This is a genomic window from Nocardia sp. PLKS1-43, assembly GCF_059510335.1.
Window position 1 is genome coordinate 140,128 of sequence record NZ_JCAJZQ010000007.1, and the last position, 25,910, is coordinate 166,037.

Here is a 25,910-nt window from a genome sequence, read left to right on the forward strand (position 1 = left end):
AGCATAGCGACATTCCCGTTGGATGTCGCCTTCCGCTCCCCGTTTCACAGCGTTCCGCAACATTTCAGCATCCGAGATTCGGGGCGGTCGCGCCTCAGGCGCGCACGATACTGGTCCCCTGCACCTTCACCGGATGCGAATCCAGCGGGCGGGTGGCGGGGCCATGGGCGACGGTGCCGTCGAGGTGGAAGCTGCTGCCGTGACAAGGACATTCGATCACGCCGTTGACGACCTTGTTGACCTTGCAACCGGCATGGGTGCAGGTGGTGGAGAAGCCGGAGAAGGTGCCCGCGGTCGGCTGCGTCACGACGGTGTCGCCGACGATCACCCCGCCGCCGACCGGAACGTCCGACGTGCTGGTCAGCGGGGCCGCCGTCTGACCACCCGGGGAGGTAGCGGCCGACGAGGACGTCTTCGAGGAGGACGAATTGTCCGAACTACAGGCGGCGAGGCCGAGCGCGGCCGCGGCCACACCGGCTCCGGCCAGAGCCGTGCGGCGGTCGAGCGGATCGGCGATCGAATCGTTCTGGGACATGGCTTGATTCTCCTTACCGGGGAGCCGCGGGCGAACCAGCACGATCCGCGTCACCCCTTCGGCGGTCGGGGCAAGTTCGATCGAGGCGAACGATACGGGCGCATCGTCGTGCGACACCACAAATTTCCGCGATTCGATCAATTCACCCGCGCGACTCTGATAGACACCCCGGGAAGGTGCGGGGAACTCCCGCCGCGCCGCCGAATGCCGGCGGCACAGATCAGTTCGAGGAGGACCACCGTGCGTGCCAGCACGCTTGCGATCGCCGGGGCCGTGGCTTCGACGGCCACACTGCTCGCGTCGGGGACGGCCGGCGCCGCTCCGGCCAAGTCCATGCCCGGTGACGGGCTCTATCGCGTGGGCGTGGACATCACCCCCGGTATCTACCAGTCGGCCGGACCGGCCGATCCGGCGCACGCGTGCTTCTGGGAGCGGCTGTGGAAGATTCCCGGCCCGAACGATCACAGTGATCCGAACCAGTACATCGTCGCCAGCGACCTCACCCACCAGCGACCGGTCCGGGTGATGATCAAATCGACCGACGTCGCGTTCAAAGCGACCGGCTGCGGCGGCTGGGTGATGGTGCCACCGCCGCCGAACACCGGCTCCTACGGTCCGGGCGGCCTGTTCGGCAGCGAGTACTGACCTTCGGCGAGAACGTCCCCGGCGGCCCGCCGGACGTTTTCGCACGGCCCTGATGTGAGCGCTCACACTCCGTCGGTGTACTGTCCGGACCGACTTCTCACCTGTCCCGATCGGAGGTTGGCATGGCGCTCACACCTGACCAGATGTTCACACCGCGGCGGGCCCGCCGGTGATCACCACCCGCCGCCGGCTCGCCGACGGCCGCGAGATCCTCTACTTCGATCAGGCCCCGGTGAACCGCACCGCCACCGACACCCGCGAGCTGCCGCGGACCACCACTCACTCGCAGGCGCGATTCGATCCGCTGCTCGGCGAATGGGTCGTGCTCGCCTCGCACCGCCAGAGCCGCACCTTCCTGCCGCCGGCGGATCTGTGCCCGCTGTGCCCCTCCACTCCGGAGCGGGCCACCGAGATCCCCGAATCCGATTACGAGGTAGCGGTTTTCGAGAATCGATTCCCCTCGCTGTCCACCGATCACACCGAATGGCCGGACGCGGTCGAGGGTTCGCCGCTCACCGCGCTGCGCGAGGGGTACGGACGCTGTGAAGTGGTGTGCTTCACCAGCGTTCACGACTCCTCCTTCGATCGGCTGGACCCCCGGCGGGCGCGCCTGGTGGTCGACGTGTGGGCGCATCGCACCGCCGAACTCGCCGAATTGGACGGCGTCGGCCAGGTGTTCTGCTTCGAGAATCACGGTGAGGAGATCGGGGTCACGCTCTCGCATCCGCACGGGCAGATCTACGCCTACCCGTTCGTCACACCGCGCGTGGCGAAGATCTCGGCCAACGTCGCGGAGTACCGGAAAGCGCACGGCAGCAACCTGTTCGGCGATCTGCTGGCCGCCGAGCGCAGCGCCGGAATCCGGGTGGTCGCGGCGAACGAGGAGTGGACCGCCTTCGTTCCGCCGTTCGCCCGCTGGCCCTACGAGGTCCAGCTGTATCCGCACCGCCGGGTGGCCGACATCCCTGATCTCGACGACGCCCAGCGCGAGGCGTTCGCGGTGCTGTACCTGGACGTGCTGGGCCGCTTCGCGCACCGCTTCGACACCCAGATGCCGTACATCGCCGCCTGGAATCAGGCACCGACTCCGAAATCCGGTGTCCCCCGCGATGATTGGTGGCTGAACATGCAGCTGTTCTCGATCCGCCGCGCCGCGGGCAAACTCAAGTACCTGGCCGGATCCGAGTCCGGGATGAACGTCTTCATCAGCGACACCACCCCCGAGACGGTCGCGGCCGAGTTGCGGGAGGTCGCCGCGTCGTGAGTGGAGCCGAGCGCGGTGTCTGGGTCGCACCCGGGCGCGTCAACATCATCGGCGAGCACACCGATTACAACGACGGCTACGCGCTGCCGATCGCGCTGCCGCATGTGGTGCGATGTGCCGCGCAAACCGAATCCGATGCGCGGGTGACGGTTTCGTCGCAACAGCATCCCGGTGAGGGGATCGGCGAGCCGATCGCCGGGCTCGCGGATTCGAGCGTGACGGGCTGGGCGCGTTATCCGCTCGGCGTCGTCCACGAGTACGTCCGGCGCGGATATCCGATTCCGGGCGTGCGACTCGAACTCGACGGAGCGGTGCCCGTCGGCGCGGGCCTGTCCTCGTCGGCGGCGGTGGAGTGCGCGGTGGCGGTCGCGCTGCGCGATCTGTTCGACCTGGCGGTCACCGACGCCGAGTTGATCGATATCGGCCGGGCCGCGGAGAACTCGTACGTCGGTGCGGCCACCGGCACCCTGGATCAGTCCGCGTCGGTGTTGTGCACGGCCGGGCACGCGCTGTTCCTGGACTTCGGCCGGGGCGAGCACGACCAGGTGCCGTTCGATCTGCCCGCGGCCGGTCTGGCGCTGCTGGTCGCGGACACCAACACCCCGCACCAGCACGCCGGTGGCGGCTACGCCCAGCGCCGCCGGGAATGTGAGGAGGCCGCGGCCGCGCTCGGGGTGCGCTCGTTGCGCGAGATCACCGATATCGCGGCGGTCGAGCGGATCACCGTGGACGCGCCGCGGCGCCGGGCCCGGCACATCGTCTCGGAGAACGCCCGCGTGCTCGAGGTGGTGCGAATGCTGCACAGCGGCCGTGATCCGCGCGAGATCGGGCCGATCCTGACCGCCGGACACGCCTCGCTGCGGGACGATTTCGAGATCTCCACACCGCAGTTGGACGCCGCGGTCGAGGCGGCACTGGCGGCGGGTGCGCACGGCGCGCGCATGGTCGGCGGCGGATTCGGCGGCAGCATCATCGCCCTGGTGGACACCGACCGGCTCGACGCGACGGTGACGAATATCGAAATCCGTTTCCGCAAGAAGGATTTCGCGCGGCCGCGCACCTTCGTCGCGGTGCCCTCGGCCGGTGCGCGCCGGGAATCGTGAGGCGCCCGGCCGGGCGGTGACGCCCGGCCATTACCTCCGAGGTCATCGACGCACGGCCGGCGGTGCGGCAAGCTCACGGCATGATCGATACCGAGGGAACCCAGCTGTTCCACACGACCATGCCGTTCACCGAGAAACTCGGCGTCGAGGTGCTCGAACACGGGCCCGAGGTCGTGCGCAGCCGACTGGCCTGGCAGCAGGATCTGTGCACGCTGGGCGGGGTACTGCACGGCGGCGTGCTGATGTCACTGGCCGATGCCACCGCGGCGGTGTCCGCGTTCCTGAACCTGCCCGAGGGCGCGCAGGGCACGACGACGGTGGAATCGAAGACGAACTTCGTGCGCGCCATCCGGTCCGGCTACGCGGTGGCGACCGCGCGCCCGCTGCACGCGGGACGTCGCTTCATCGTCGTGGAGACCGAAATCCATGACGACGCGGGCACACTCGTCGGCAAGACCACGCAGACCCAGGCCGTGCTCTGACTCTGCGCTACGGCGCGGCGCCCCGATCCCCCTCGCTCACAGCTATTTCATCCACCCACGCCTGCATACCGGCGATGAAGCCGTGCTGTTCCTCCGGGGTGAGCCGGCTCATCGCGCGGAACAATCCCGCACCGCGCCGGGCGAGGAATTCCTCGAAGGCCGCGCGGTACTCCGGCGCGGCCGACAGAAGTGTGCGGCGATGATCGGCCGGATCGTTCCGCCGCTGTAGCAGTCCGGCGCGGGTGAGCTCCCCGCTGAGCTGGCTGGCATTGGTGAGCCCGAGTCCCAGCTGCCGGGCCACCTCGGTCACACTCGCGGGCCCGGAGGACACCACGAAGCTCAGTACCGCGCCGTGCCGCGGCCCCAGTCCGGCCTGCTCGAACACCTTCGAAATCACCGGCGGCATATCGTTCCGGGCACGCCGGAGATAGGCGGAGACCATCGGCACGAGCATCGTCAGCCGACGTCGTTGCTCCGCGCTCACACTCGACATCACATCCGCGCCGTCCGCCGATGCCTCTTCCACTGCGCCTCCCGGTCCCTCTTGACAGCACCCAGCATACAAGTTCAGACTTCTGAACTATTCGGAAATCTGAACTATCAAGGGGAGCGTCGTGACCACACCGTCCATTGACCCGGCCCGATACTTCGAGGCCTGCTACCGCACCCAGCCACCCGATGGAGCCGATATCCGGGCCGCCGGATGGGATATCGGCCAGGCTCAGCCGTTGGTCGAGGAACTGCAGAACGCGGGCGCGTTCGGCCCGCGCGTGCTCGATGCCGGGTGCGGCACCGGCGAGAACGTGCTGTACCTGGCCGGGTGCGGTCATCGGGTGACCGGCATCGACGGCGCGCCGGCGGCCATCGAGCACGCCCGGGCCAAGGCCGCGCGCCGCAGGATCGACGCGGAGTTCGCCGTCGCCGATGCCCGCGAATTGTCCGGCTACGACGGGCAATTCGACAGCGTCCTCGATTCCGGGCTGCTGCACACCCTCAGCGACGCGGATCGCGCCCGCTATGTCGCAGCGCTGCATCGGGTTTCGGTGCCGGGCGCACTCGTGCACATTCTCGCGGTCAGTTCAGCGGCCGAGCCGGGCCCCGGACCGCGGCGGATCACCGAGGCCGAACTGCGGGACAGTTTCGCGACGGGCTGGACCGTCGAGGAATTGCGGCCCGCCGCGATGCTGGGCAAGCTCCCCGGCAGCGAGGCCCGAACCCCCATTCCCGCATGGCTTTTCAGCGCACGGCGGCAGGGGTGACGGCGCGGGCGTGGCAGCGGCTGCTACGTGCGATCACGGGCGTGGTCACCCTGGACGGCCTGGCTCAGGCGATGTTCGCCGGGCGTCTGATGGCCGGAAGTTACGCCGGCCTGGACGCGCATTCGCTCAATGGCCCGGTCATGGCGGCCGGAATGCTGCTGATGACACTGTGTTTCGCCGCGGCGTGGCGATTCGGGCAAACCACCGGGCGCAGCGTGTTCCAGTGTGCGGGGATGACCGTGGGCACGGGGGTCGAGATCGGGCTGGGGCATCGGGAGATCCTGGCCGTCCATGTTCCGCTCGGCGTCGCGCTCGTCGCGGGCCTGGCCGCGGTGACGGTCCGGGTTTGGACGAAGCCCACGATCACAGCCGAGGTCGCGGCGCGGTGAACGCTGTTCTGTCGCGCCGCTCCCTGTTCCGCATCGCGGCAGCAGTCGGCGTCGCCGGGGCGGCCGGGGCCTGGCAGCTGGCCGCCGACACCCCGGCCGGCCGGCTGCATCTGTCCAGTTCGGCCCGATTGCCCGAACCGTTCACGCTGCCGCTGCGAGTACCGCGAGCGCTCACCCCGATCCGCCGCGATGCGACCACCGACTATTACCGGATCGTCCAGCGGCGCGCGAATGCGGTCATCCTGCCGGGCTATTCGACCCCCATCTGGGGATATCAGGGCACTTTTCCAGGACCGCTGCTGGTTTCCTCGCGCAGTCGCCGCACGGTGGTGTCGCATCGCAACGAGCTGCCCGTCCCGGTGGTGGTCCACCTGCACGGCGGGCATGTGCCCGAGGCGTCGGACGGATATCCGACCGATCTGCTGCTGCCGGTCGATGCGACGAACGCACCCGACCCGATGATGATGAGCTCGGATCCGTTGGCGCACATTATGTCCGGTGAGCGCGACTACATCTACCCGGCCGGGCAGCCCGCCGCCACGCTCTGGTATCACGATCACCGGATGGATTTCACCGGGGCATCGGTCTGGCGCGGGCTGGCCGGGGCGCACCTGGTCGTCGACGAGGCCGAGCAGCGACTGGGACTGCCCGCGGGAGAGCGAGATCTGCCGCTGCTGATCACCGATCGGGCATTCGATGCGACCGGCGCCTTCCGCTATCCGGCGATGGACCCCACGGCCCTGCATACGCCCGGTGTGACCGGGAAATTCGGCCGCGGAGTTCTGGGTGACGTCATTCTGGTGAACGGTGTGCCGTGGCCGGTGCACCGGGCGGGCACGGCCCGGTACAGGCTGCGGCTGATCAACGCGTCCAATGCCCGGGTCTACCGACTGCGGGTGGAAATGCCGCGCGGTGAGGGGCATTTCGTACAGATCGGCTCCGACGGCGGGCTGCTGGATCGTCCGCAGCGAGTGCACGCGCTGACGATCGCACCCGGCGAACGATACGAGGTGATCCTGGATCTGTCCGGATGCGCCGTCGGTGACCGGGTGACGATTCACAACGATCTCGGCGACGGAATCACTACGCGCGTCATGCGTTTCGAGGTCACCGAGCAAATCGCGGACACCTCCACCGTTCCCGAGCGACTGAACGAGATCCCCCGGCCGGACCGGCAGACGGCGGTCACCACGCGCCGATTCGATTTCCGCCGTGGGGATTCCGGATCGGTGAGCGGCTGGCTGATCAACGGACACCCCTACGATCCGCGCGAGCCGATCGCCCGGCCGCGCCTCGGGGACCTGGAGATCTGGCAACTGTCCACCGACCTGGACCATCCGATTCACCTGCACCTCGAGCAGTTCCAGGTGCTCTCGCGCAATGGCGGGCCGCCCCTGGCGACCGACGCGGGCTGGAAGGACACGGTCTATCTGGGCGCGAGCGAACTCGCCGAGATCGCCGTTCGATTCACCGACTATCCGGGGCGGTACGTGCTGCACTGCCACAACCTCGAACACGAGGACATGGCGATGATGGCCACGTTCACCACGCAAACCTGAAGCCGGCGCCGGCGATGACTGCTACCGGCCGCGCCGTGACATGCCGATACCAGCGGTAGGCGCGCGGGCGACCGCACCGCCCGATCCAGCGTTCGGGCAGCTCGCAGCTTGTGACGAATTCCTTACGAGCGGCGTTGCCATGTCGCTGTGTGGCACCGCGGGGGCGAGGATCGGTGGATGACCTCCACACGACCGAACCCGGCCTGAGGCGATGCGGGTACTGCTCACCGGCGCGGCCGGTTTCATCGGATCCCATATCCGCCGGGCACTCACCGCGGCGGGTGACGAGGTGGTGGCCGCGGATCTCATGCTGGCCGCCGCGCACGGCGCCGGCGCGGTCCCGCCGGACGGCGTGCACCGGGTCGACGTGCGCGATCCCGACACTCTGACGGCGCTGCTGCGCGATATCGACGCGGTGTGCCATCAGGCCGCAGTGGTGGGTGCGGGGGTCAGCGCCGCCGACGCACCGGCCTATGCCAGTCACAACGATCTCGGCACCGCGGTGTTGCTGGCCGCGATGGCCGAGACCGGGGTGCGGCATCTGGTGCTGGCCTCCTCGATGGTCGTCTACGGCGAGGGACGGTATCGCACCGCCGCCGGGACGCCTGCGGTGCCGCCGCCGCGCCGGCGCGCGGATCTGGATCGCGGACTCTTCGACCACCTCGACGAGTCGTCCGGAGAACCGTTGCGCTGGAACGTGATCGATGAGGACAGCCCGCTGTGCCCGCGCAGCCTGTACGCGGCGAGCAAAGTGGCGCAGGAGAATTACGCCAGCGCCTGGTCGGCGGTGACGGGCGGGACGGTCACCGCGCTGCGGTACCACAACGTCTACGGCGACGATATGCCGAGGGATACACCGTATTCGGGGGTCGCGGCCATCTTCCGCTCGGCACTCGAGGCGGGTGCGGCGCCGCGCGTCTTCGAAGACGGCGCGCAGATGCGCGATTTCGTGCACGTCCGCGATATCGCCGCCGCCAACCGCGCGGCCCTGCACCGCCCGCTCCCCGGCTTCGTCCCGCTGAACATCGCCTCCGGCACCCCCATCAGCATCCGCGAGGTCGCCGACCTCCTCGCCCGCGCCCACAACGGCAAACCACCCGCCGTCACCGGCGAATACCGCCCCGGCGACGTCCGCCATATCGTGGCCAGTCCCGAAAAGGCCCGCGCACTACTGGGTTTCACCGCAACCATCTCCCCCACCGCGGGCCTCACCGAATTCGCCACCGCTCCGCTACGCCCGGCCTCCGGCGCGGGCACCCCCGAATGGCGCTGAATCCGCACCGCACGCGGCCGACGCGCACAACACCAGCGGCACAATCGATCTCGCCAGCGCGCGAGCACTGCCGGAACCGGTTCACAATTCACCACCGCTCCGCTGCGCCCGCTCTCCGGTAGGGGAACCCTCGAATGCCACTGAATCCGCGCCGCACACGGCCGACGCGCACAACACCAGCGGCACAACCGATCGCCCACGCGCGCGCACTGCCAGCACCCGTTCACGCTTCGCCACCGTCCCGCTGCGCCCGCTCTCCGGTAGGGGAACCCTCGAATGCCGCTGAAATCCGCGCCGCACGCGGCCGGTGCGCACCATGCCGAGCGGCACAACCGATCTCGGCGACACTCGGCCACGGGCGAAACCCGTTCGCACTTCGATCCGCAGGCGGGGCAAGCTCCGCAACATCAGGTGATCCGTCGCCGCACAACGGCTGACCGAGCAAGCACACTGTGTCGTACCAGTCGGAAAGCGGCACGAGATTCGTTGCGGGACAAGCAATAGCCGCGTCCGATCCATCCGGGGCACGTCGATCGACTTGATGTAGATCGGCTACGGCTCAGCCCGCACGATCACCACTGCCGGGCCCTGCGGGGCCGAGAAGATCTCGCCCCTGGTCGGCCGCGAGGAACTGCACGGTGCTGTTCAAGACGGCGGAGAAGCGTTCGAAGGTGTCGGCGCGCAGGGAGACGAAGCAGCGGGTGCCCTCGAACCGGTGATGGGTGAGGCCAGCCTCGCGCAGGATCTTCATGTGGTGACTGAGAGTGGAGGGGGCCACGTCCACGATGAACTCTTCACGCTGATGGTCGGCGTGGTCGGCGAGCACGGCCATGATGCGCAGGCGAGCGGGATCCCCCAGTGCGGAGAACACCCGCGCGAGCTGGACGTCCTCGATATCGGGATGCTCGGGCTGCCGCGGCATGTGCCCAGACTAACATACTTCGAAGTTCGATGATATTCGATGTATGCTCGCCGAGTGACCGGATCCCAGCAGGAAGGCGACGGCCGATGACCACAGCATCCAGGACATCTACCGCCTGGACCGCACTGCGCATCAAGGACTTGACGGTGCCCAACCGGGTGTGGCTCTCCCCGATGTGCCAGTACTCCGCGGACGAACACGGTGCCCCGACCGACTGGCATATCGCCCACTACGGGGCCCGGGCGGCCGGGGGCGTGGGCATGGTGATGGTCGAATGCACCGGCGTGGCCCCCGATATGCGCACCACGAAACAGGACCTTGGGCTGTGGTCCGAACACCAGGTGCGGGGCCACCGGCGGCTGACCGAGGCCATCCGGTCCATCGGATCGATTCCGGCGGTGCAGCTCGGGGTCGCGGGCCGCAAGAGCTCGCACGGCGTGCCGTGGGACAACGACGGGACCCGGCACCCGATCGGCCCCGGCGACGGCGGATGGCAGCCGCTGGCGCCTTCACCCATCGCCTTCGCCGGGTTGACCGTCCCGGCCGAGATGACCAGCGACGACGGAACGCGGGTGCTCGAGGACATCGAGCGCGCCTCCCGCAACGCACACCTCGCGGGGTACGAGGCCGTCGAACTGCACGGGGCGAACGGATATCTGTTCCACCAGTTCCTCTCGCCGCTGACGAACCACCGCACCGACCGATGGGGAGGAGACCTGGAACGGCGGATGCGGTTTCCGCTCGAGATGGTCGAGGCCGTTCGTGCCGGATGGCCGGATCACAAGCCGCTGTTCGTCCGGATGCCCGCCACCGATCTGATGGCGGGCGGCCTCACGGCAGACGAGGCGGTATACGTCGCCGCCCGGCTGGGCGACGCAGGTGTCGACATGATCGATATCAGCTCGGGCGCACTGTCCCCGGACGCGCTGCGGATCAACACCCCCTTGTACAACGCCGAGTACGGGCCGCGGTTCCACGCGGCGGGTGTGCTCACCGCGACGTCCGGACTGATCTCTCGCGCCGACCAACTCGAGGAGGCGATCCCGGACCTCGTGGACGCCGTGTTCGTCGGCCGGGCGCTGCTTCGCGACCCATATTGGGCACTGCGCACACTCGACGCGGACCCGCGCTGCTCGTGGCCCAAGCAGTACCACCGCGCATTCTGAAGCCGCGAAGCCGTGGCGTCGCCGCCCGGCCGAAGTTCTTGCGGTGAGCCGGAATTCGGCACGCGATAGCGCGGCGCGGCGGCTGACCGCAGGCCCGGCGCGCGAACCCGCTCAACTACTCGCCGCGGTATCGGGGACCAGCGCAGGCAGGCGAATTTCGAAGCGGCAGCCCACTTCCTGGTTGTGGGCGCTGATCTCGCCGTGGTGGGCGTGGATCAACCCCGAGGCGATGGCCAGGCCCATACCGCTGTTGCTGCCGATGTCGGTTGCCGAGCGCGCGGAACTGCCGCGGTAGGCGACCTCGAAGATGCGAGGCAGATCCTCCGGGGCGATGCCGGGGCCGGTGTCCACGACGTGGGCCCAGGCCTGGCCGTCGTCGATGCCGGAACAGATGTCGATGCGGCCGCCGGGCGGGGTGTGCTCGATCGCGTTGGCGACCAGGTTGGTCAGCACCCGCGTCAGGGCGCGGTCGCTGGCGTTCACGATGATCGCCGAATCCGGCTGCCGCGCAGACAGGCTCACGCCGGCACGGGCAGCGGTGGGCCGATTGGCGGCGGCGACCTCGTCGATCAGCTCGCGCAGATCCACCGGCTCGAGTTGCAGGCGCAGCGCGCCGGAGTTGATCTTCGACATCTCGAACAGGTCGTCCACCATCGCCGAGAGCCGATTGGTTTCCAGCACAATCCGATTCGCGTAGCGCTCCACGGTCTCGGGCTGATCGATCACACCGTCGACCAGCGCTTCGCCCATCGCCCGGATGCCGGCCAGCGGCGTGCGCAGGTCGTGGCTCACCCAGGCCACCAGCTCCCGCCGGGAGCGTTCGGCGGCGCGTTCCTGTTCGCGCATCTGCCGCTCCCACACCGTCTTACGAGCCTGGGCCCGGCCCAGTACCACGGCCGCTGGCACCGCGACGATCGTGACCACGGCCAGGACCACCAGAATGCGGCGCAGTTCGTCGGTGAACATCATTCCGCTGACCGCGACCACCCCGACCAGCGTCGCCACCGTCGGAATCAGCACCAGCAGAACCATGCTGCTGGTGAGGCTGCGATTGTGGGTCAGCCGCAGGGCGAGCGCGCCCAGCGCGGTCACCGGCAGCGATCCGGCCAGGGCATACCCGATCAGCCCGAGGATATCGGTGGGCATCAGCGATCTCCGTCCTCGTCCCCGGGGCGGCCCCAGGCGTATCCGCGACCCCAGACGGTCTCGATCCGATGTGCGGCACCGAGTTTCGCGCGCAGACGTTTGATGTGCACGGTGACGGTGGACTGATCGCCGAAGGTCCAGCCCCACACCTGTTCGAGCAGATCCGACCGGCCGAACACCTGCTGCGGATGGGCCAGCAGAAAGGCCAGCAGATCGAATTCGCGAGCGGTCAGGTCCACCCGGCGGCCATCGATCAGTACCGCCTGCGCATCCGGCCGCAACTCGACCGCGCCGCTGCGCAGGATCGGCTGCTCGGCCGGAGGCCGGGTCCGCTGGGCGCGTCGCAGTACCGAAGCCACCCGCAGCGCCAATTCCCTTGGGCTGAAGGGCTTCACGATGTAGTCGTCCGCACCGGACTGCAGCCCCAGGACCCGGTCCTCCTCCTCGCCGAGTGCGGTCAGCAGGATGATCGGAGTATCGGGATGCGGTCCGGCGCGCACCGCCCGGCACAGTTCGATACCGTCCGGCGGCGGCATCATCACGTCCAGGACCGCGAGCGCGATCTCGTTGCGCGCCAGCACTTCCGCGGTCGCCGGACCGTCGGCGGTCTCCACCACCGTGAAACCGTCCCGTTCGAGATAGCGGCGCACCACCTCCCGGACCACGCCATCGTCATCGGCCACCAGAATGCGCATCGAATCACCAGTTCGTCATCAGCAGATGGTTGAGGGACAGGGCGGCCGCGGCCTGTAGCGCGAGCCAGATCCGGGCGTTGCGCTGCGGTAACAAGGCCGTCCCGGCGAGCACCCACATATCGAACGGCAACCAGATCCGCTCGGTCTCGGCCTTGCTCAGCCCGCTCAGATCGGCAGCCACGACAGCCAGCACTCCCGCCGCGGCCAGCAGTGCCGCGGGGTCCATGCCCGCACGCCACCCCTTCAGGCGTTCCACCCACGCCCGCCGGGCCGTGCCGCTGCCCGCGCGCGCCGAGTCGTCGCCGCGACTCATACCGAGCGCCGCACGATGCGGACTCCGCTCGTCGGCTTCCCGGCTCGCCGAACCAGCCCCCGCGGTCTCGTCGTCTCCGGCTTTCCGGCGCTGCGATGTCACCGTGGTCTCGGCTGTATCGGCCACGGGCCCAACGTGTTCCGGTAACCGCTCGGGCACGCCCGTCCCGCTCGGAGGCGCGCCGCCCGCCGAGGACACACCATGCATCGATCGCACGTTGTCGTCGGCAGTCGCACCGGCTGCGGACGCACCGGATCCGGGCAGCACGCCCCGCACCACTCGGTGCAGCGCCGCCGCGGCGGCCAGTCCGACCGAACAGACGGTAGCGGCGAGATTGCCCCAGACCCAGTAGGAATACGGGCGTTCGGCGGCGATGCCCTGGTAATACCGTTGCACCACAAGGTGATAGCCGTCCAGCCACCAGAATCCGGCGGCGGCGAAGGCAACGACCACCAGCGCGACGCCGAGGAGTGCGGCGACGGCCGGCCACATGGCGCGCATACCTCGGGCACACAGCACCGCGGCGGCGGGAATCACCATGAGCGTCAGCCCGTAGTTCAGGAACAGCCCGTAGCCGAACAGCAGACCTGCGGCCAGGGCGATTCCCGCCCAGCCCGGACCGCGCCGGGCCGCGACCGCCAACAGGGCCACCGCCCACGCGGTCACCCCCGCGAACAGCGCGTCCGCCGAGACGCCGAGCCAGACCGCCGCGGGCGCGAGTACCAGATACGGCATCGCCGCCCTGGCTCGGTTCTCCGCATCCAGCGCACGCAGAGCTACCGCGACCGCGACGGCCGCACCGGCTCCGGCCAGCACCACCAGCCAGGCCGCCCACGCCCCACCGGGCAGACCGATGCGAGCCATCAGCACGAAGGTGAGCAGCGCACCGGCCGGATGCCCGGAAACGTGCGTGGCCCACGAATCCGGCTGGAAATCCAGTATGCGGCCGGAGAATCCGCGCAACATCGTGCCGATGTCGGTAACCCGCCCGGCCTCGTAGAGGTACTCCTCGTGCCGCGCGAGCCGCCCGGCGAATCCGGCCTGCCAACCGTCGATCATTGCCAGCGCGAAGATCCAGGCAACGGAAGTCAGCCAGGCCAGCAACAACATCCGCCACCAGGGCAACCGCCGGGCAAGTTCCGGTCCGGTCACGACGACCAGTGCGGCGATGAGCACGGCCGGGCCGGTTCCCCAGCCGATATGCGGCCCCCAGATCCCGAAGATCGGCGCGGCGGCGGCATAAAGATGCTCCGACCACTGCCGGCTGCGAAGCTGCGGCACCGCGAAGGCCGCGGCCACCAGCACGGCTGCCGCCAGCGCGCAGGCCACGTCGGCACGAGCGCCAGGGACACGCCGGGGCCGGGTGGAAGTTACCTGCTGCACGCCGTTCACCCTAAGCCGCGCCGCACATCGAATCCGGTCACGGCGCCGCCGCCACCGGGCCCCGTCACACTTTCGTCACCGGTTCCTTGGGCCGAAATCGGTGGTCAGCGGCATACGGTGCCAGATGTGAGCGATGCACTCAGCGCCCGGGACGTCACCGTCGTGATCCCGTGCCACAACGAGGCCGGTGCGCTACCCGGCGTGCTGGCGGCCGTGCCGGACGAGTACCGGGTGATCGTGGTCGACAACGCCTCCACCGACGACACCGCCGCGGTGGCTCGGGACGCCGGCGTCCGGGTCGTCAGCGAGCCCGTTCCCGGATACGGCTCGGCGGTCGAGGCGGGCGTGCACGCGGCCGATACCGCACTGGTCGCGGTGCTGGACGGTGACGGGTCCATGGACGCGGGCGAATTACCTTGCCTAGTCGGCGAATTCGATACCGACGTGGACATGGTGGTGGGTCGCCGCCGCCCGGTGCGCGCGGGTGCGTGGCCGTGGCACGCTCGGCTGGGCAATCTGCTGGTCGCGGGATTATTGCGGCGGCGGCACGGTCTGCCGGTGCACGATATCGCCGCCATGCGGGTGGCCCGTCGCGACCGGTTGCTCGCGCTGGGTCCACTGCATCCGCGATCGGGATACCCGCTGGCACTGCTGATCCGCGCGAGCGATGCGGGCTGGCGGATCGTCGAACGTGATATCAGCTACCGGCCGAGAACACACGGTGTATCCAAGGTGTCGGGTTCGGTGCGCGGCACCGTGCGCGCGGTCGCGGACTTCTGGAGCGTGCGATGATCACGACTGCCGCCGCGCAGGGCGTTCCGGTCACCCTGCTGGTGATCGCCAAGGCGCCGATCGCGGGATTCGCGAAAACCCGTCTCACACCGGACTTCTCGCCACGCGAGGCGGCCCAGCTCGCCGCGGCCGCACTGCTGGACACCCTCCGCGCCGTGCGGTACAGCGGCGCGCGGCATCGCATGGTCGCCTGGACGGGCGATCTGACCCGAGCCGAACGATCCGACGAATTATCCACGGCCCTGCGCGAATTCGACCTCATCCCGCAGCGCGGCGACACCTTCGGTCAGCGACTGGCCAACGCGCACGCCGATGCCGCCCGAATGGGGATGCCGGTCCTGCAGATCGGCATGGACACGCCACAAGCGGGACCGGCGCTGCTCGCGGTGTCGGCGACGCTACTTCTCGAATGCGGCGACGCCGTCCTGGGCCCCGCCGCAGACGGGGGGTGGTGGGCGCTGGGACTGACCGACCCGCGCCCCGCCCGCACCCTCGCCGAGATCCCCATGTCGACCGACCACACCGGCGACCTGACCCGGGAATCCTTGAGCCGCTGCGGATGCCGAGTGCGCCGCCTCCCCGTCCTCACCGACGTCGACACCGCCGCCGACGCCCTGGCCGTCGCCCGGGAACATCGCGGCCACTTCTCCCGAACCCTCGAACAGTTACGTCACCACGCACCCGCATAGCGCGCGAACCCCGGCCCCGACCGCCCGCGATACCAACGGCAATCCCGGACTGCACGCTCGTCCGAGCATCCCGCCACGCGACTCGAATCCGGTGCCGCGCTGAAAGCCGTCCGACCGAGCCGACACGACCGGGCGAACCGCACCTCGGTATCGGCCGGAAATATCCGGAGCGCAACGCAGTCCCGCAGCACCTCGTTCAGCACCAACCAGGGCAAGGAGCGGCGAGTACTGGCTGCGAAAGGCACTCACGCGGTGGGGCACGCCCGGGCGAATCTCGCGCCCGACGCAACTCCGAACGCACTGCGGCACAAAGTAAGCCGGGTCAGTTCACCAGCTCGTTCAGTGCCGTGACGAGGCCGAGGGCGCGCGGGTCCGGGGCGCCTTCGATGATGTAGTTGGTGATGTAGGCGAAGGACAGACCGCGGGCCGGGTCGGCGAAGCCGAGGGATCCGCCGCGTCCGGGATGGCCGAAGGCGCTCGGGCCGCCGAGCGGAAAACGCTCGTCGGGCAGCATATAACCACTGGCGTAGCGATCCGGCAGCAGCATGACGCGGTCGATGCCCGCGGCCTGTTCCCGCACCGCATCGGCCAAGGTGTCCGGGGAAAGCAGACGGGTGCCGTTCACCTCGCCGATCAGCGCAGCATAGATCCGGGCCAGTCCGCGGGCAGTGCCGATGCCGTTGCTGGAGGGGATCTCGGCGGCCTGCACCCGAGCGGAATCGAAGTCGGGATCGGCCGGATCGGTCACCTGGAAAGCGCGGTTGATCAAGGCGCCGGGGTCCTGCATGGCCTCGAACATCGGCCGGAACTCCTCGGGGACGCTCGCGAGCGATACGCCGCCCGGTTCCGGCTTGGGCGCGAATATCAACCGTGCGACCCGGTGCCGTTCGGATTCGGGCAGGCCGATGAAGAAGTCGGCGCCGAGCGGCCCGGCGATCTCCTCGGCCACGAAACGTCCGGGCGAGCGCCCCGAAACCCGCCGCACCACCTCGCCGACCAACCAGCCGAAGGTGCGCCCGTGGTAGCCGTGCGCGGTGCCGGGCGTCCACTGCGGACGTTGCGCGGCAAGCGCTTTCACCATCGGCTCCCAGCGCAGCGCGTCCTCCAGCGGGACGGCTTCGTCGAGTGCGGGCAGCCCGGCCTGATGACTCAGCAACCACCGCACCGGAATCGCGCCCTTGCCCGCGGCCGCGAATTCCGGCCAGTAGTGCGCGACCGGCAGGTCCAGATCCAGTTGCCCGCGTTCGACCAGCAGATGCGCGGCCGCCGCGAGCACACCCTTGGTGGCCGAATACACCAGCGCGACCGTATCCGGCTCCCAGGCCCGCCCGTGCTCCGGATCGGCCACCCCGCCCCACAGATCCACCACCGGCTGCCCGTCCCGGTAGATCGCGACCGCCGCCCCGAGGTCACCGTGCTCGGCGAAATTGCGTTCGAAAGCCGCACGTACCGGCTCGAATCCGGGTGTCACAGTTCCACTGACCGTCATGACAGTCGCGAACATCTGCTTCGCCGCGGCTATTCCCCATCCGGCTGTCCGAGATGCCCGAACCGGCCGGGCGGCCATGGGCACCACGCCGGTTCCGGGGCACCGGGTGCGACCCGTCCAGCACACCCGGCGCGGTCGTCTATCAATGCCCTCGATGGCGCCCATGGTCCGAGTCGACGTGCCGGTCGTGCTCGGTGTCACGCGGTTCCTCCGGGTCGGGCCGATCCTGCTCTCCCCCACCATGTCCGGTTGCGCCGGCGAGCCCGCTACTCGCACTGTGAATCGCTCGCCCGGACGTATCGCCGTGCCCACCGTGTCCCGAGGCCGAATGACCGTGTCCGTGAGCGTGTTCCGCGTCGGGCGAGCCACCCATCATGCGCAACATGGGAATTCCGCCGCTGCGCACGAAGCGGATCAGCAGAACCGCTGCGAGCAGGAGGAACACGATGTTCAGCCAGGTGGTGTAATTCCAGCGGATCCCGTCCTGCATCACCATGGCATTGCGCTGTCGCGGTACGAGACCTGCTGCGCCGAAAAGGATTTCGACCAGATATCCGGCGCCGACCATGGCGGCATAGAACACGCCCAGGACGGTCAGCATCATGCGGGTGCCGTAGTACTTGCGGTAGATGTTCAGGATCGGCAGGATCAGCAGGTCGGCGAAGATGAACGCGGTCACGCCGCCGAAGCTGATGCCGCCGTTCCACAGCACCGCGGCCAGCGGCACATTGCCGATCGAGCAGACGAACGACGCGATCGCCACCACCGGTCCGACGATCGGCCCCCAGATCGCCGACAGCAGTGGATGATCACTCAGAAAGAAGCTCTGCCAGAACGTATCCGGAACCCACGCGCCGATCGCACCGGCGATCAGCAGTCCGATGATCAGATCGCGCAGGATCGCCGCCCACTCCATCACGAATACGTGCGATACCGCGGTCAGGCCGCGACCGGAGAACAGCCGCCGCGCGAACGAGCCGCCGCCGGAGACCGACATATCCATGGCCGCATGGCCTTCCATCGAGCCGGCCAATCCGCGCTCGGACTGGGTCCGCGCCGCCTGCACCAGCTTCGACCGCACGAACAGCCGGAACAGCACCGCCACCAGCACGATCATGATCGGCCCGCCGATGAATTCGGCCGCGGTGAACTGCCAACCCAGCAACAGCGCCAGGATGATGCCCAGTTCCACCACGAGATTGGTCGACCCGATCTCGAACGCCATCGCAGCGGTGAAATTCGCCCCCTTGCGGAACAGCGAACGTGCCAGCGCCACAGCGGCATACGAACACGAGGACGACGCAGCGCCGAGCACCGACGCGACGGCGAGCGTGCGCGGCCGGTCGTCCCCGAGCAGCCGCACGATCGTCGATTTGCGCACCACCGCCTGCACCACGGCCGACAGGGCGAAGCCCAGAATCAGCGCCCACAGAATCTCCCAGGTCATCGACCCGGTCAGCGCAAGCGCGTGTGTTATCGCATGCATCCGCCACCTCGCTTCTCCATCGCGCGGCACCGATCGCCGCGCCGCACACAGAAACCTATACCCCCTACGGGTATATGGTCAACGGCCGTGAGTTCCCGGCCGAACGCGAACACGATCTGTGCACATCGCAGCCGACGACTGCCCGCAGACCACTCCCCGAAACGCACCGATGCCGTGGGTACCGGACTGTCCGGTACCCACGGCATCGACCATCTACCTGCCTCACCCGTCACAGGGTCCGGCATCGGCTCCAAGCCCGCGAGGCCGGTTCCGAAGCACCGCGAACAAACCCAACGGAGGCCGAAGGTACGTCCTCGGCGCGTGCTTGCCGTCACCCCATCCCGGCTCACACCGACACCGTCGCCCCCGCCTCCACGAGTCAGCAGCCCGGACCTGTGGCGGACGCGAGGAACAAGTACCCACCACGGAGCCGGGCGGTGAGCCTCGAAGCGCCGCGAACCAGCCCGAGCGGAGACCGACGACACGTTCGCGGCGGCTGCTTGCCGCGAAAACGCGCGCAGGCTGCGCGGAACAGCGCCTCACACGGTCCGCACGGTGAGCATTGCCGCGCCGCAAACCCGCCGGAGCGAAGGAGGCCGGAGTTACAGCGTCAGATCCGGCTCAGCCGCTCGATGACGCCCGCCGCCTTCTCGGTGTATTCGATCGGATCACCGTCGGGCATCACATCGATCTGCGTAATCCCCAGGGCCGCATAGCGTTCCGCCTCGGCGAGGAAGGCATCTGGATCACCGGCCGGGGAGGTGAAGGAGGTGAGCGTCTTGCGGATGGCCGCATAGTCGCGCCCCTCGGCCTCGCAGTGTCCACGCAGCACATCGAGCTTGTGGCCGACGTCCTCGACACCGGTGCCGAACAGATTGCACGCGTCGGCGTACCGCGCCACCTGCAGCAGCGTCTTCTTCTCACCTCCGCCGCCGATCAGGATCGGGGGCCGGGGCCGGGTCAGCGGCGCCGGAACACACAGGGTCTCGGCGAGTTCGTAATGCGCACCCTTGTAGGGGCCGTTGTTGTCGCTCCACATCTGCAGGCAGATCTGCAGCGTCTCCTCCATCCGTTCGAACCGCTCGGCCATCGGCACGACCGGCACGCCGAGTCCGCGCTGCTCACGCTCGTACCAGGACGCGCCGATACCCAGCTGTGCGCGTCCGCCGGACAGCACGTCCAGGGTGGACACGATCTTGGCGAGCAGGCCCGGATACCGGTACATCACACCGGTCACCAGCACGGCCAGCCGCATCCGCTCGGTCAGCGCCGCGACATATCCCAGGGTGGTGTACGCCTCGAGCATCGGCTCGTCGGCGGTGCCGCGCATCTCCATCTGGAAGTAGTGGTCCATCACCGTGAACTCCGCGAAACCGGCCTGCTCGGCCAGCTGGGCGGTGCGGGCCAGAGTGGGCGCGATCCGCGCCGGATCCGACGGTGTCGAGAAGTTCCAGTAGTGCAGACTCAGATCCATTACTGTCGTTCCTTCGCACTAGGCGGGAGTGAATGGACGGTTCTCCGTCGATCTCCCACCCTAGCCCCGCGCCGGGCCGATCTGCCGCATTCCTTGTAGGACAACGTGTTACACGCGAAAAGCGGCGGCGAGATGCACCGATACGTCATTGATCGCGACCCGCCCGGCGGTCAGCCGCGCGGCCACGTCGTCGGCGGCGGCATCGTCGGCGGTCCACACGCTCACGCACGGTGCGAACGGATCGTTGGCCAGGGCGATCGCCTGTTCGGCGTCGGCGACGCGAACCACGGGCAGAATCGGTCCCAGCGTCTGCTGCTGCAGCACCGCCATCGCCGGATCGGCGTCCGCGAGCACGGTCGGCTGCACGATGTGCCCGTCGCCGTTTCCGCCGACGCGCACCCGCGCCCCCTTGGCGACGGCATCGGCGATCTGCTCCCGCACACACGCCACATGAGCCGCCGAGGTCATCACCTCCACGGAGGAGTCGTCCGGATCGTGCGCGCCGAAGGCGAGCACCTCCTCGCCCAGCCGATCGAGGAACGCGTCGTAGATCGCCGATTCGACGAACACTCGCTCGATGCTGGCGCAACACTGCCCCGACCCCGCGAGCCCGCCCAGCGCGATACCGGCCGCGGCGCGACCGAGGTCGGCCCCGGCCAACACCACCGCCGCCGATTTACCGCCGACGTCCAGGCGGCACGGGATGAGCCGGGAGGCCGCGCGCAGGGCGATCACCTTGCCGGTCTCCGGCGATCCGCCGAAGTGAACGGCGTCGACCACATCGACCACCGCCGCCCCGGCCCGGGCTCCGGCGACGAATTCCAGGACCGGCGGCGCTCCCAGATCCAGCCAGCCGGTAACCAGGGCGCGCATCGTCAACGGCGTCACCGAGGACGGCTTGACCACCACCGCCGACCCGGCCAGCAAAGCCGGAATCACATCCAGCAGCGGCGCGGCCATCGGCGCGGTCCAACTGGAGATCACCCCGGCGACCGCACAGGGGCGATGAGCCACCGCCAGCCGCAAGTCCGTGCCCGGCGCCCGGCCGGTACGCGTGTGCGGCGGAGTCAAGAAGTCCGCACCACGGGTGCGGTGATAGTCGAGCGCATCGATACCGAGGCGGAACTCCCGATGCGCCGCCGCGGCCGAACGCCCCGTCTCGGCCGCGAGCACCGCGGCGATCGGGTCCTCGTTCTCCAGCAGCCAGTCGCGGAACGTGGTGAGCCAGTGCACCCGGCCCACGACGCCCATCGCACGCCACCGGATCTGCGCCGCCCGCAGACGGGCGACGCTCGCATGCACCAGGTCGGGTGTGTGCGTCGGCAACGTACCCAGAACTCGTCCGTCGGCGGGTGCGGTGACGGTGATCCAGGAGTCCCTGGCGGCATTCGAGGGAATCGAAAACATGCGTAATTCACTCCGGTCGCGATGGGCTGGCGGCAACCGCTCCGCGAACACACAGCTCACGGACCGATCGAGGAAAGAACCCGGTCGAAAGGCTCACCCGAACGTGGTGCGGCATATGAGAAACCGTATGGCTATCGTGAACGTTCAACCAGCGCGGTTTGGGCCAGAAATCACCGAATATGGGACGCCGCCAGCAAACTTACCGGCAAGTAAAGTGTACGGCCGCACCGCATTTCGCCACGGATCACCGCCGATTCTGCGAGGATTTGCAGGTGAACGATGCGAGAACGTCGGAGCAGTCCGGCCGCTTGCGGTCCATCAGCGGTGCGGCGCTGCTGGTGGAATACGCCGTATCGCGCGGTCTGCCGATATCGTCCCTGTTGTCCGGAAGCGGCATATCCGAGGAACAGTTGCAGGATCCCGGCACCGAGATCACCCTTGCCCAGGAGATCACGCTGACCCGCAACGTCGTCGGCGCGCTCGACGACGAGCCGGGCATGGGGCTGATGGCCGGACTCAACTGCCACGCACCGAATTTCGGGGTGCTCGGCTTCGCCGCGATGAGCAGTTCCACCCTGCGCCGGGCCGCGGAGATCGCGCTGCAGTACGCCGATCTGTCGTTCACCTTCGCCCAGCACACGCTCGAGGACCACGGCCAGGAGTTCTGGTTCATCCGCGATGATCGCGCGGTTCCCGCCGACCTGCACCGTTTCGTGCTCGAGCGCGACCTCGCGGCCATCGCGACGGTGGCCCAGGACGTGCTGGGCTCCCGGTTGCCCATGCTGCGGGCGGAGATCGCGGTGGAGCCGCACCCGATCTACGAGATGTTCGGGACGTTGCTCGGGATCGACAAGATCGTGTTCGGCGCGGAGCGAACAGTGCTGATCGGCAATACCAGCGCCCTGGATCAACCTATGCCGCAATCGAATCCGGTCACCGCGCGATACTACGAACGCCAGTGCTCGGATCTGATCCAGCAGCGCCGCAACCGCACCGGTCTCAGCGGTCAGGTGCGTGAATTGCTGATCCGGCACGGCGGTGTCGCCGATCAGGCGCATATCGCCGCGGACCTGGACGTCAGCGTGCGAACGCTGCGCCGGCGGCTGGCGAATGAGGGCACCACGTTCCGCGAGGTCAGCAACGAGACCGTCGGGTTGCTCGCCGAGGAGATGCTGATCGCCGGGCTCACCGTCGAGCATGCCGCGGAACGCCTCGGCTATGCCAGCGTCTCGGCGTTCACCTCGGCCTTCCGGTCCTGGCGGGGGCAGTCGCCGGGGCAGTTCGCCCGCACTCACCGCGGCCGGACCGCCGCGCGCGTCTGACGAAACGCGGGTCGCCCCCGGCATCGTGATCCGATCGAGTTCAGCTAATGGCCCGCTAGCGGTTGAACCGGATTTATCCTGCCCACATGACAACCAGCAAAGAAGGAGTAACCGAGGGTCCGCTGCATCTCCTGGCTCGCGGTGCGTGGCAGTCGCTGCTGGTCATCGGCATCTTGTCGGTGGTCATCGGCCTAATGATCCTGATCTGGCCGGGCCCGACACTCGTCGTCGCCGGAATTCTGTTCGGTTTCTATCTGCTGATCTCCGGTGTGCTGCAACTCGTCGCGGCGATGGGACCGCACGTCGGCGCCGGATGGCGGGTGCTGTCGATCGTCAGCGGCATCCTGTCGTTCATCCTGGCCGTGTTCTGTTTCCGGCACATCGGCGACTCACTGGTGCTGCTGGCACTGTGGATCGCGATCAGCTGGCTGTTCCGCGGCATGTCGGTACTGATCGGCGGCACCGAGACCCCCGCCGGCACGCCGGGTAAGGGGTGGACGATCGTCTTCGGCATCCTGCTGCTGATCGGCGGCGTGGTCATCGTGGTGTGGCCGATCCACTCGATCACCGCGCTGACCATCCTGACCGGCTGGTGGCTGCTGTTCATGGGCATCATGGAACTGGTGGAGGCATTCCAGGTGCGCAACGCGGCCAAGCACACGCCAGTCGCGGTGTAGCCGCGGCCCGCGGCCGTCAGCGGATCAGCGGTTCCGGCAACGGATCCGCGTGGCTCGCGGGCGGCCGCCGTGACATGCGGTAGGACGAGGGCAGGCCGAGGGTGTGCTCGCCGATGTAGTTGAGCACCATCTCCCGGCTCACCGGTGCGGTGCGCATGAGCCGCGCGGTGAACCACATCTCGGCCAGGCCGTACTCCGGCGTCAGACCGTTACCGCCGTGCACCTGGATGGCCTGGTCCAGCGCACGCAGCGAAGCCTCGGCGGCGGCGAATTTGGCCATATTCGCCGCGGCGGCGGCCTCCTGACCGGAGTCGAACTGCTGTGCGGCCGCCCGAGTGGCCAGCCGGGCCAGTTCGACCTCGATGTGACATTCGGCGAGCGGATGCGAAATACCCTGGTGCGCACCGATCGGCACCGACCACACCCGACGGTCCTTGGCGTAGTCCACGGCCTTGGCCACGGCGTACCGGCCGATGCCGCAGCTGATCGCCGAGGCCAGCACGCGTTCGGGATTGAGTCCGGCGAATACCTGCGGCAATCCCCTGCCGGGCGAGCCGATCAAAGCCTCCGGCCCCAGCCGCACCTCGTCCAGGAAGACCGTGAACTGCCGATCCGGCGAGACCACCGCGGTCGGGAGCGGTTGCAGCGTAACGCCTTTCGCGTCGGCGGGAACGACGAACAAGGACAACGGATTTCGGCGATCATCGGGCACGTCCACCGCGCGGGCCACCACCAGCAGCGCATCGGCCTCGTCCGCGGCGGAGATGAAACACTTTCCGCCCGAAACGATCCAGTCCGGTCCGTCGGCGCGCGCGAAGGTGCGCAGGGCGTGGCTGTTGGATCCGGCATCCGGCTCGGTGAGCGCGAAGGCCATCTTGCGGATGCCGTCGGCCAGGCCGGGCAGCCATTCGGCCTTGAGTTCCGGGGAGCCGTGCGCGGCCAGGATGGATCCGCAGATGGCCGGTGAGATTACCGTCAGCAGCAGCGGGATGCCGTGCGCGGCAAGCTCTTCCACGACGATCGACAGTTCGGTCAGCCCCGCGCCGCCACCGCCGTATTCGACCGGCAGATGGACGCCCAGCATGCCCGCGGCCCCCAGATCGGCCCACAGTTCATCGAGTTTCGCCCCGGCGCGTGAACGCTCCAGAAAGTATTCCGCCCCGTACTTCGCCGCGATCTGCGCGACGCTGTCGCGAAGCAGGCGCTGATCGGAGCTGTCGACGAGAAGACCCTGCACGGTTGCCCCACTCTCCCTCGGCTCAACCGTACCCGACACGATGGGCCCGGCGGTCCGAATCGCCCTACGCCCGTTCGAGTCTTGCTACCTTGGGAGCACCCATCCGGTAGTCCACTCCAGGAGTCGACATCATGAGCATCGTCTGGATGATCATCATCGGTCTCATCGCAGGTGCCATCGCCCGTCTACTCGTCCCCGGTAAGGAGAACTTCGGCTGGATCGGCACCATCGTGCTGGGCGTGGTCGGCGGATTCGTCGGCGGAACCCTGGGCAGTCTGGTGTTCGCCCCGCACAAGCTCAGCTTCCGCCAGCCGGTCGAGCACACCTTCATCGGCGCGATCGTCGGTGCGGTCATCATTCTGGTCATCTACAAGTTCGTGCGCGCCCGCACGTAGGCCACGCTGGCATACTCGGCGGCGGACCGCCGGCGTCCGGCCGCGGTCCGGCCGCCGGAGGTATGCGCAATGAGCGGTGCGGGCGGGGAGAAGATTCCCGATCCCGCCTGTTCCATTGGCGCAAGCCCCGCCGAAATTCCGGCCCGGCGAATAAACGCTGTTCAGAGCCCCGGAACACCCTAGACTGTCGGCATTCATGCAGTAAGCCATCGGACGCGAACCGACGGGAGAATCTCATGACAACCGGCACATCCAACGCGTTGGCCGCGGGCATCTGGGTCGTCGACCCGGCCCATTCCAATATCGGCTTCACCGTGCGACATCTGATGGTGAGCAAGGTCCGCGGCCGCTTCTCCGAGTTCTCCGGCAGGGTGATCGTCAGCGAGGACGGCACCGCCCGCGCCGAGGCGCAGATTCAGGTCTCCTCCGTCACCACCGACAACGAGCAGCGCGACGCCCACCTGCGCACCGCCGATTTCTTCAAGGCCGAGGAATTCCCCGTCGCGATGTTCAGCACCGCCGATTTCCGCGTCCAGAAGGGGAAATTCGACGTCGACGGCGAATTCACCATCCGCGGCGTCACCCGGCCCATCACTCTGCAGGTCGAATTCCTCGGCAGCAATCCGGGGATGGGTGCGGGGCCGGTGGCCGGATTCGAGGCCAAAGCGGTCATCAACCGTCGCGATTTCGACATCACCATCGATATGCCGCTGCCCGAGGGCGGCGCGGTGATCGGCGACAAGATCACCCTCAACCTGGAGATCGAGGCCGGGCTGCAAGGCTGAGCGCTCGGCGAGCCGAACCGGCC

At 68.5% G+C, this 25,910-nt stretch carries 24 protein-coding genes and 2 pseudogenes; 15 read left to right on the forward strand and 11 right to left on the reverse strand.

Annotated features, from left to right (window positions below; translation table 11 throughout):
- Positions 1 to 94 precede the first annotated feature (94 nt).
- Positions 95 to 652 (reverse strand): QcrA and Rieske domain-containing protein, encoded by a 558-nt coding sequence (locus AC5WS7_RS24715; RefSeq protein ID WP_495956941.1) that lies wholly within the window; start codon positions 650 to 652, stop codon positions 95 to 97.
- A gap of 123 nt (positions 653 to 775) precedes the next feature.
- Here AC5WS7_RS24715 and AC5WS7_RS24720 point away from each other — a divergent pair, with 123 nt between their 5' ends.
- The 4 genes from AC5WS7_RS24720 to AC5WS7_RS24735 all read left to right on the forward strand — a co-directional run bounded on the left by AC5WS7_RS24720 (position 776) and on the right by AC5WS7_RS24735 (position 4,029).
- Positions 776 to 1,180 (forward strand): Rv1352/Rv1906c domain-containing protein, encoded by a 405-nt coding sequence (locus tag AC5WS7_RS24720; RefSeq protein WP_495956942.1) that lies wholly within the window; start codon positions 776 to 778, stop codon positions 1,178 to 1,180.
- Between the two features lie 169 nt (positions 1,181 to 1,349).
- Positions 1,350 to 2,444 carry a galactose-1-phosphate uridylyltransferase gene (gene galT, locus AC5WS7_RS24725; RefSeq protein WP_495956943.1) on the forward strand — a complete coding sequence of 365 codons (1,095 nt, stop codon included), beginning with the start codon at positions 1,350 to 1,352 and terminating at the stop codon, positions 2,442 to 2,444.
- A complete protein-coding gene (galK, locus tag AC5WS7_RS24730; RefSeq protein ID WP_495956944.1) occupies positions 2,441 to 3,547 on the forward strand; it encodes a galactokinase in 1,107 nt (368 codons plus the stop codon). Before galT ends, galK begins: the two co-directional genes overlap by 4 nt.
- An 80-nt stretch (positions 3,548 to 3,627) precedes the next feature.
- The gene (locus AC5WS7_RS24735) at positions 3,628 to 4,029 is read left to right on the forward strand and encodes a PaaI family thioesterase (protein ID WP_495956945.1); all 402 of its coding nucleotides are present in this window, start codon (positions 3,628 to 3,630) and stop codon (positions 4,027 to 4,029) included.
- A gap of 7 nt (positions 4,030 to 4,036) precedes the next feature.
- On the opposite strand, the gene AC5WS7_RS24740 is transcribed toward AC5WS7_RS24735, so the two are convergent.
- Positions 4,037 to 4,555 carry a MarR family winged helix-turn-helix transcriptional regulator gene (locus tag AC5WS7_RS24740; protein ID WP_495956946.1) on the reverse strand — a complete coding sequence of 173 codons (519 nt, stop codon included), beginning with the start codon at positions 4,553 to 4,555 and terminating at the stop codon, positions 4,037 to 4,039.
- A gap of 88 nt (positions 4,556 to 4,643) precedes the next feature.
- Between AC5WS7_RS24740 and AC5WS7_RS24745 the strand changes: the two genes are divergently transcribed.
- The 4 genes from AC5WS7_RS24745 to AC5WS7_RS24760 all read left to right on the forward strand — a co-directional run bounded on the left by AC5WS7_RS24745 (position 4,644) and on the right by AC5WS7_RS24760 (position 8,509).
- Positions 4,644 to 5,288 (forward strand): class I SAM-dependent methyltransferase, encoded by a 645-nt coding sequence (locus AC5WS7_RS24745; protein WP_495956947.1) that lies wholly within the window; start codon positions 4,644 to 4,646, stop codon positions 5,286 to 5,288.
- Positions 5,258 to 5,677, forward strand: coding sequence for a hypothetical protein (locus AC5WS7_RS24750; protein ID WP_495956948.1), 420 nt, complete (start codon positions 5,258 to 5,260; stop codon positions 5,675 to 5,677). Before AC5WS7_RS24745 ends, AC5WS7_RS24750 begins: the two co-directional genes overlap by 31 nt.
- The gene (locus tag AC5WS7_RS24755) at positions 5,674 to 7,236 is read left to right on the forward strand and encodes a multicopper oxidase family protein (RefSeq protein WP_495956949.1); all 1,563 of its coding nucleotides are present in this window, start codon (positions 5,674 to 5,676) and stop codon (positions 7,234 to 7,236) included. The genes AC5WS7_RS24750 and AC5WS7_RS24755 overlap by 4 nt, the downstream gene beginning before the upstream one ends.
- 211 nt (positions 7,237 to 7,447) lie before the next feature.
- A complete protein-coding gene (locus AC5WS7_RS24760; protein ID WP_495956950.1) occupies positions 7,448 to 8,509 on the forward strand; it encodes an NAD-dependent epimerase/dehydratase family protein in 1,062 nt (353 codons plus the stop codon).
- Positions 8,510 to 9,068: 559 nt separating this feature from the next.
- Here the strand turns inward: AC5WS7_RS24760 and AC5WS7_RS24765 are convergent.
- Positions 9,069 to 9,431 (reverse strand): ArsR/SmtB family transcription factor, encoded by a 363-nt coding sequence (locus tag AC5WS7_RS24765; RefSeq protein ID WP_495956951.1) that lies wholly within the window; start codon positions 9,429 to 9,431, stop codon positions 9,069 to 9,071.
- A gap of 86 nt (positions 9,432 to 9,517) precedes the next feature.
- Here AC5WS7_RS24765 and AC5WS7_RS24770 point away from each other — a divergent pair, with 86 nt between their 5' ends.
- The gene (locus AC5WS7_RS24770; RefSeq protein ID WP_495956952.1) at positions 9,518 to 10,597 is read left to right on the forward strand and encodes an oxidoreductase; all 1,080 of its coding nucleotides are present in this window, start codon (positions 9,518 to 9,520) and stop codon (positions 10,595 to 10,597) included.
- Positions 10,598 to 10,708: 111 nt separating this feature from the next.
- On the opposite strand, the gene AC5WS7_RS24775 is transcribed toward AC5WS7_RS24770, so the two are convergent.
- Genes AC5WS7_RS24775 through AC5WS7_RS24785 form a run of 3 tightly spaced genes read right to left on the reverse strand, consistent with a single transcriptional unit; the run spans position 10,709 to position 14,134 of the window.
- Positions 10,709 to 11,743 (reverse strand): sensor histidine kinase, encoded by a 1,035-nt coding sequence (locus AC5WS7_RS24775; RefSeq protein ID WP_495956953.1) that lies wholly within the window; start codon positions 11,741 to 11,743, stop codon positions 10,709 to 10,711.
- Positions 11,743 to 12,438, reverse strand: coding sequence for a response regulator transcription factor (locus AC5WS7_RS24780; protein ID WP_495956954.1), 696 nt, complete (start codon positions 12,436 to 12,438; stop codon positions 11,743 to 11,745). The genes AC5WS7_RS24775 and AC5WS7_RS24780 overlap by 1 nt, the downstream gene beginning before the upstream one ends.
- A 4-nt stretch (positions 12,439 to 12,442) precedes the next feature.
- Positions 12,443 to 14,134 (reverse strand): hypothetical protein, encoded by a 1,692-nt coding sequence (locus tag AC5WS7_RS24785; protein ID WP_495956955.1) that lies wholly within the window; start codon positions 14,132 to 14,134, stop codon positions 12,443 to 12,445.
- A gap of 126 nt (positions 14,135 to 14,260) precedes the next feature.
- Here AC5WS7_RS24785 and AC5WS7_RS24790 point away from each other — a divergent pair, with 126 nt between their 5' ends.
- Both AC5WS7_RS24790 and AC5WS7_RS24795 read left to right on the forward strand, forming a co-directional pair.
- Entirely contained in the window at positions 14,261 to 14,926 is a 666-nt protein-coding gene (locus AC5WS7_RS24790; RefSeq protein ID WP_495956956.1) for a glycosyltransferase family 2 protein, read from the forward strand.
- Positions 14,923 to 15,615, forward strand: a complete 693-nt coding sequence (locus AC5WS7_RS24795; RefSeq protein ID WP_495956957.1) for a TIGR04282 family arsenosugar biosynthesis glycosyltransferase — start codon at positions 14,923 to 14,925, stop codon at positions 15,613 to 15,615. Before AC5WS7_RS24790 ends, AC5WS7_RS24795 begins: the two co-directional genes overlap by 4 nt.
- A 322-nt stretch (positions 15,616 to 15,937) precedes the next feature.
- Here AC5WS7_RS24795 and AC5WS7_RS24800 read toward each other — a convergent pair whose 3' ends face one another.
- From AC5WS7_RS24800 to AC5WS7_RS24815, 4 genes and pseudogenes are all read right to left on the reverse strand, one after another.
- Positions 15,938 to 17,104, reverse strand: a complete 1,167-nt coding sequence (locus tag AC5WS7_RS24800) for a serine hydrolase domain-containing protein (RefSeq protein ID WP_495956958.1) — start codon at positions 17,102 to 17,104, stop codon at positions 15,938 to 15,940.
- A 304-nt stretch (positions 17,105 to 17,408) separates the two neighbouring features.
- Positions 17,409 to 18,590 (reverse strand): annotated as a pseudogene (locus AC5WS7_RS24805) (permease); the annotation flags it as partial.
- A gap of 610 nt (positions 18,591 to 19,200) precedes the next feature.
- On the reverse strand, positions 19,201 to 20,064 hold the full coding sequence (locus AC5WS7_RS24810) for an LLM class F420-dependent oxidoreductase (protein WP_495956959.1): 864 nt from the start codon (positions 20,062 to 20,064) through the stop codon (positions 19,201 to 19,203).
- A gap of 108 nt (positions 20,065 to 20,172) precedes the next feature.
- Complete coding sequence (locus tag AC5WS7_RS24815; protein ID WP_495956960.1) at positions 20,173 to 21,471, reverse strand: aldehyde dehydrogenase family protein; 1,299 nt, start codon at positions 21,469 to 21,471, stop codon at positions 20,173 to 20,175.
- 272 nt (positions 21,472 to 21,743) lie between these two features.
- On the opposite strand from AC5WS7_RS24815, the gene AC5WS7_RS24820 reads away from it, so the two are divergent.
- On the forward strand, positions 21,744 to 22,793 hold the full coding sequence (locus AC5WS7_RS24820; RefSeq protein WP_495956961.1) for an AraC family transcriptional regulator: 1,050 nt from the start codon (positions 21,744 to 21,746) through the stop codon (positions 22,791 to 22,793).
- An 86-nt stretch (positions 22,794 to 22,879) separates the two neighbouring features.
- Positions 22,880 to 23,470 carry an HdeD family acid-resistance protein gene (locus tag AC5WS7_RS24825; RefSeq protein ID WP_495956962.1) on the forward strand — a complete coding sequence of 197 codons (591 nt, stop codon included), beginning with the start codon at positions 22,880 to 22,882 and terminating at the stop codon, positions 23,468 to 23,470.
- A gap of 79 nt (positions 23,471 to 23,549) precedes the next feature.
- Here AC5WS7_RS24825 and AC5WS7_RS24830 read toward each other — a convergent pair.
- Positions 23,550 to 24,707 (reverse strand): annotated as a pseudogene (locus tag AC5WS7_RS24830) (acyl-CoA dehydrogenase family protein); the annotation flags it as partial.
- A gap of 131 nt (positions 24,708 to 24,838) precedes the next feature.
- Between AC5WS7_RS24830 and AC5WS7_RS24835 the strand changes: the two are divergent.
- Both AC5WS7_RS24835 and AC5WS7_RS24840 read left to right on the forward strand, forming a co-directional pair.
- Entirely contained in the window at positions 24,839 to 25,102 is a 264-nt protein-coding gene (locus AC5WS7_RS24835; protein WP_495956963.1) for a GlsB/YeaQ/YmgE family stress response membrane protein, read from the forward strand.
- Positions 25,103 to 25,338: 236 nt separating this feature from the next.
- Positions 25,339 to 25,887 (forward strand): YceI family protein, encoded by a 549-nt coding sequence (locus AC5WS7_RS24840; RefSeq protein WP_495956964.1) that lies wholly within the window; start codon positions 25,339 to 25,341, stop codon positions 25,885 to 25,887.
- Positions 25,888 to 25,910 lie beyond the last annotated feature (23 nt).

Coding starts and splice junctions, on each gene's coding strand:
- AC5WS7_RS24735 (WP_495956945.1), top strand. CDS start 3,628: ATGATCGATACCGAGGGAACCCAGCTGTTCCACACGACCATGCCGTTC.
- AC5WS7_RS24750 (WP_495956948.1), top strand. CDS start 5,258: ATGGCTTTTCAGCGCACGGCGGCAGGGGTGACGGCGCGGGCGTGGCAG.
- AC5WS7_RS24760 (WP_495956950.1), top strand. CDS start 7,448: ATGCGGGTACTGCTCACCGGCGCGGCCGGTTTCATCGGATCCCATATC.
- AC5WS7_RS24765 (WP_495956951.1), bottom strand. CDS start 9,431: ATGCCGCGGCAGCCCGAGCATCCCGATATCGAGGACGTCCAGCTCGCG.
- AC5WS7_RS24770 (WP_495956952.1), top strand. CDS start 9,518: ATGACCACAGCATCCAGGACATCTACCGCCTGGACCGCACTGCGCATC.
- AC5WS7_RS24775 (WP_495956953.1), bottom strand. CDS start 11,743: ATGCCCACCGATATCCTCGGGCTGATCGGGTATGCCCTGGCCGGATCG.
- AC5WS7_RS24780 (WP_495956954.1), bottom strand. CDS start 12,438: ATGCGCATTCTGGTGGCCGATGACGATGGCGTGGTCCGGGAGGTGGTG.
- AC5WS7_RS24795 (WP_495956957.1), top strand. CDS start 14,923: ATGATCACGACTGCCGCCGCGCAGGGCGTTCCGGTCACCCTGCTGGTG.
- AC5WS7_RS24800 (WP_495956958.1), bottom strand. CDS start 17,104: ATGACGGTCAGTGGAACTGTGACACCCGGATTCGAGCCGGTACGTGCG.
- AC5WS7_RS24810 (WP_495956959.1), bottom strand. CDS start 20,064: ATGGATCTGAGTCTGCACTACTGGAACTTCTCGACACCGTCGGATCCG.
- AC5WS7_RS24815 (WP_495956960.1), bottom strand. CDS start 21,471: ATGTTTTCGATTCCCTCGAATGCCGCCAGGGACTCCTGGATCACCGTC.
- AC5WS7_RS24825 (WP_495956962.1), top strand. CDS start 22,880: ATGACAACCAGCAAAGAAGGAGTAACCGAGGGTCCGCTGCATCTCCTG.
- AC5WS7_RS24835 (WP_495956963.1), top strand. CDS start 24,839: ATGAGCATCGTCTGGATGATCATCATCGGTCTCATCGCAGGTGCCATC.
- AC5WS7_RS24840 (WP_495956964.1), top strand. CDS start 25,339: ATGACAACCGGCACATCCAACGCGTTGGCCGCGGGCATCTGGGTCGTC.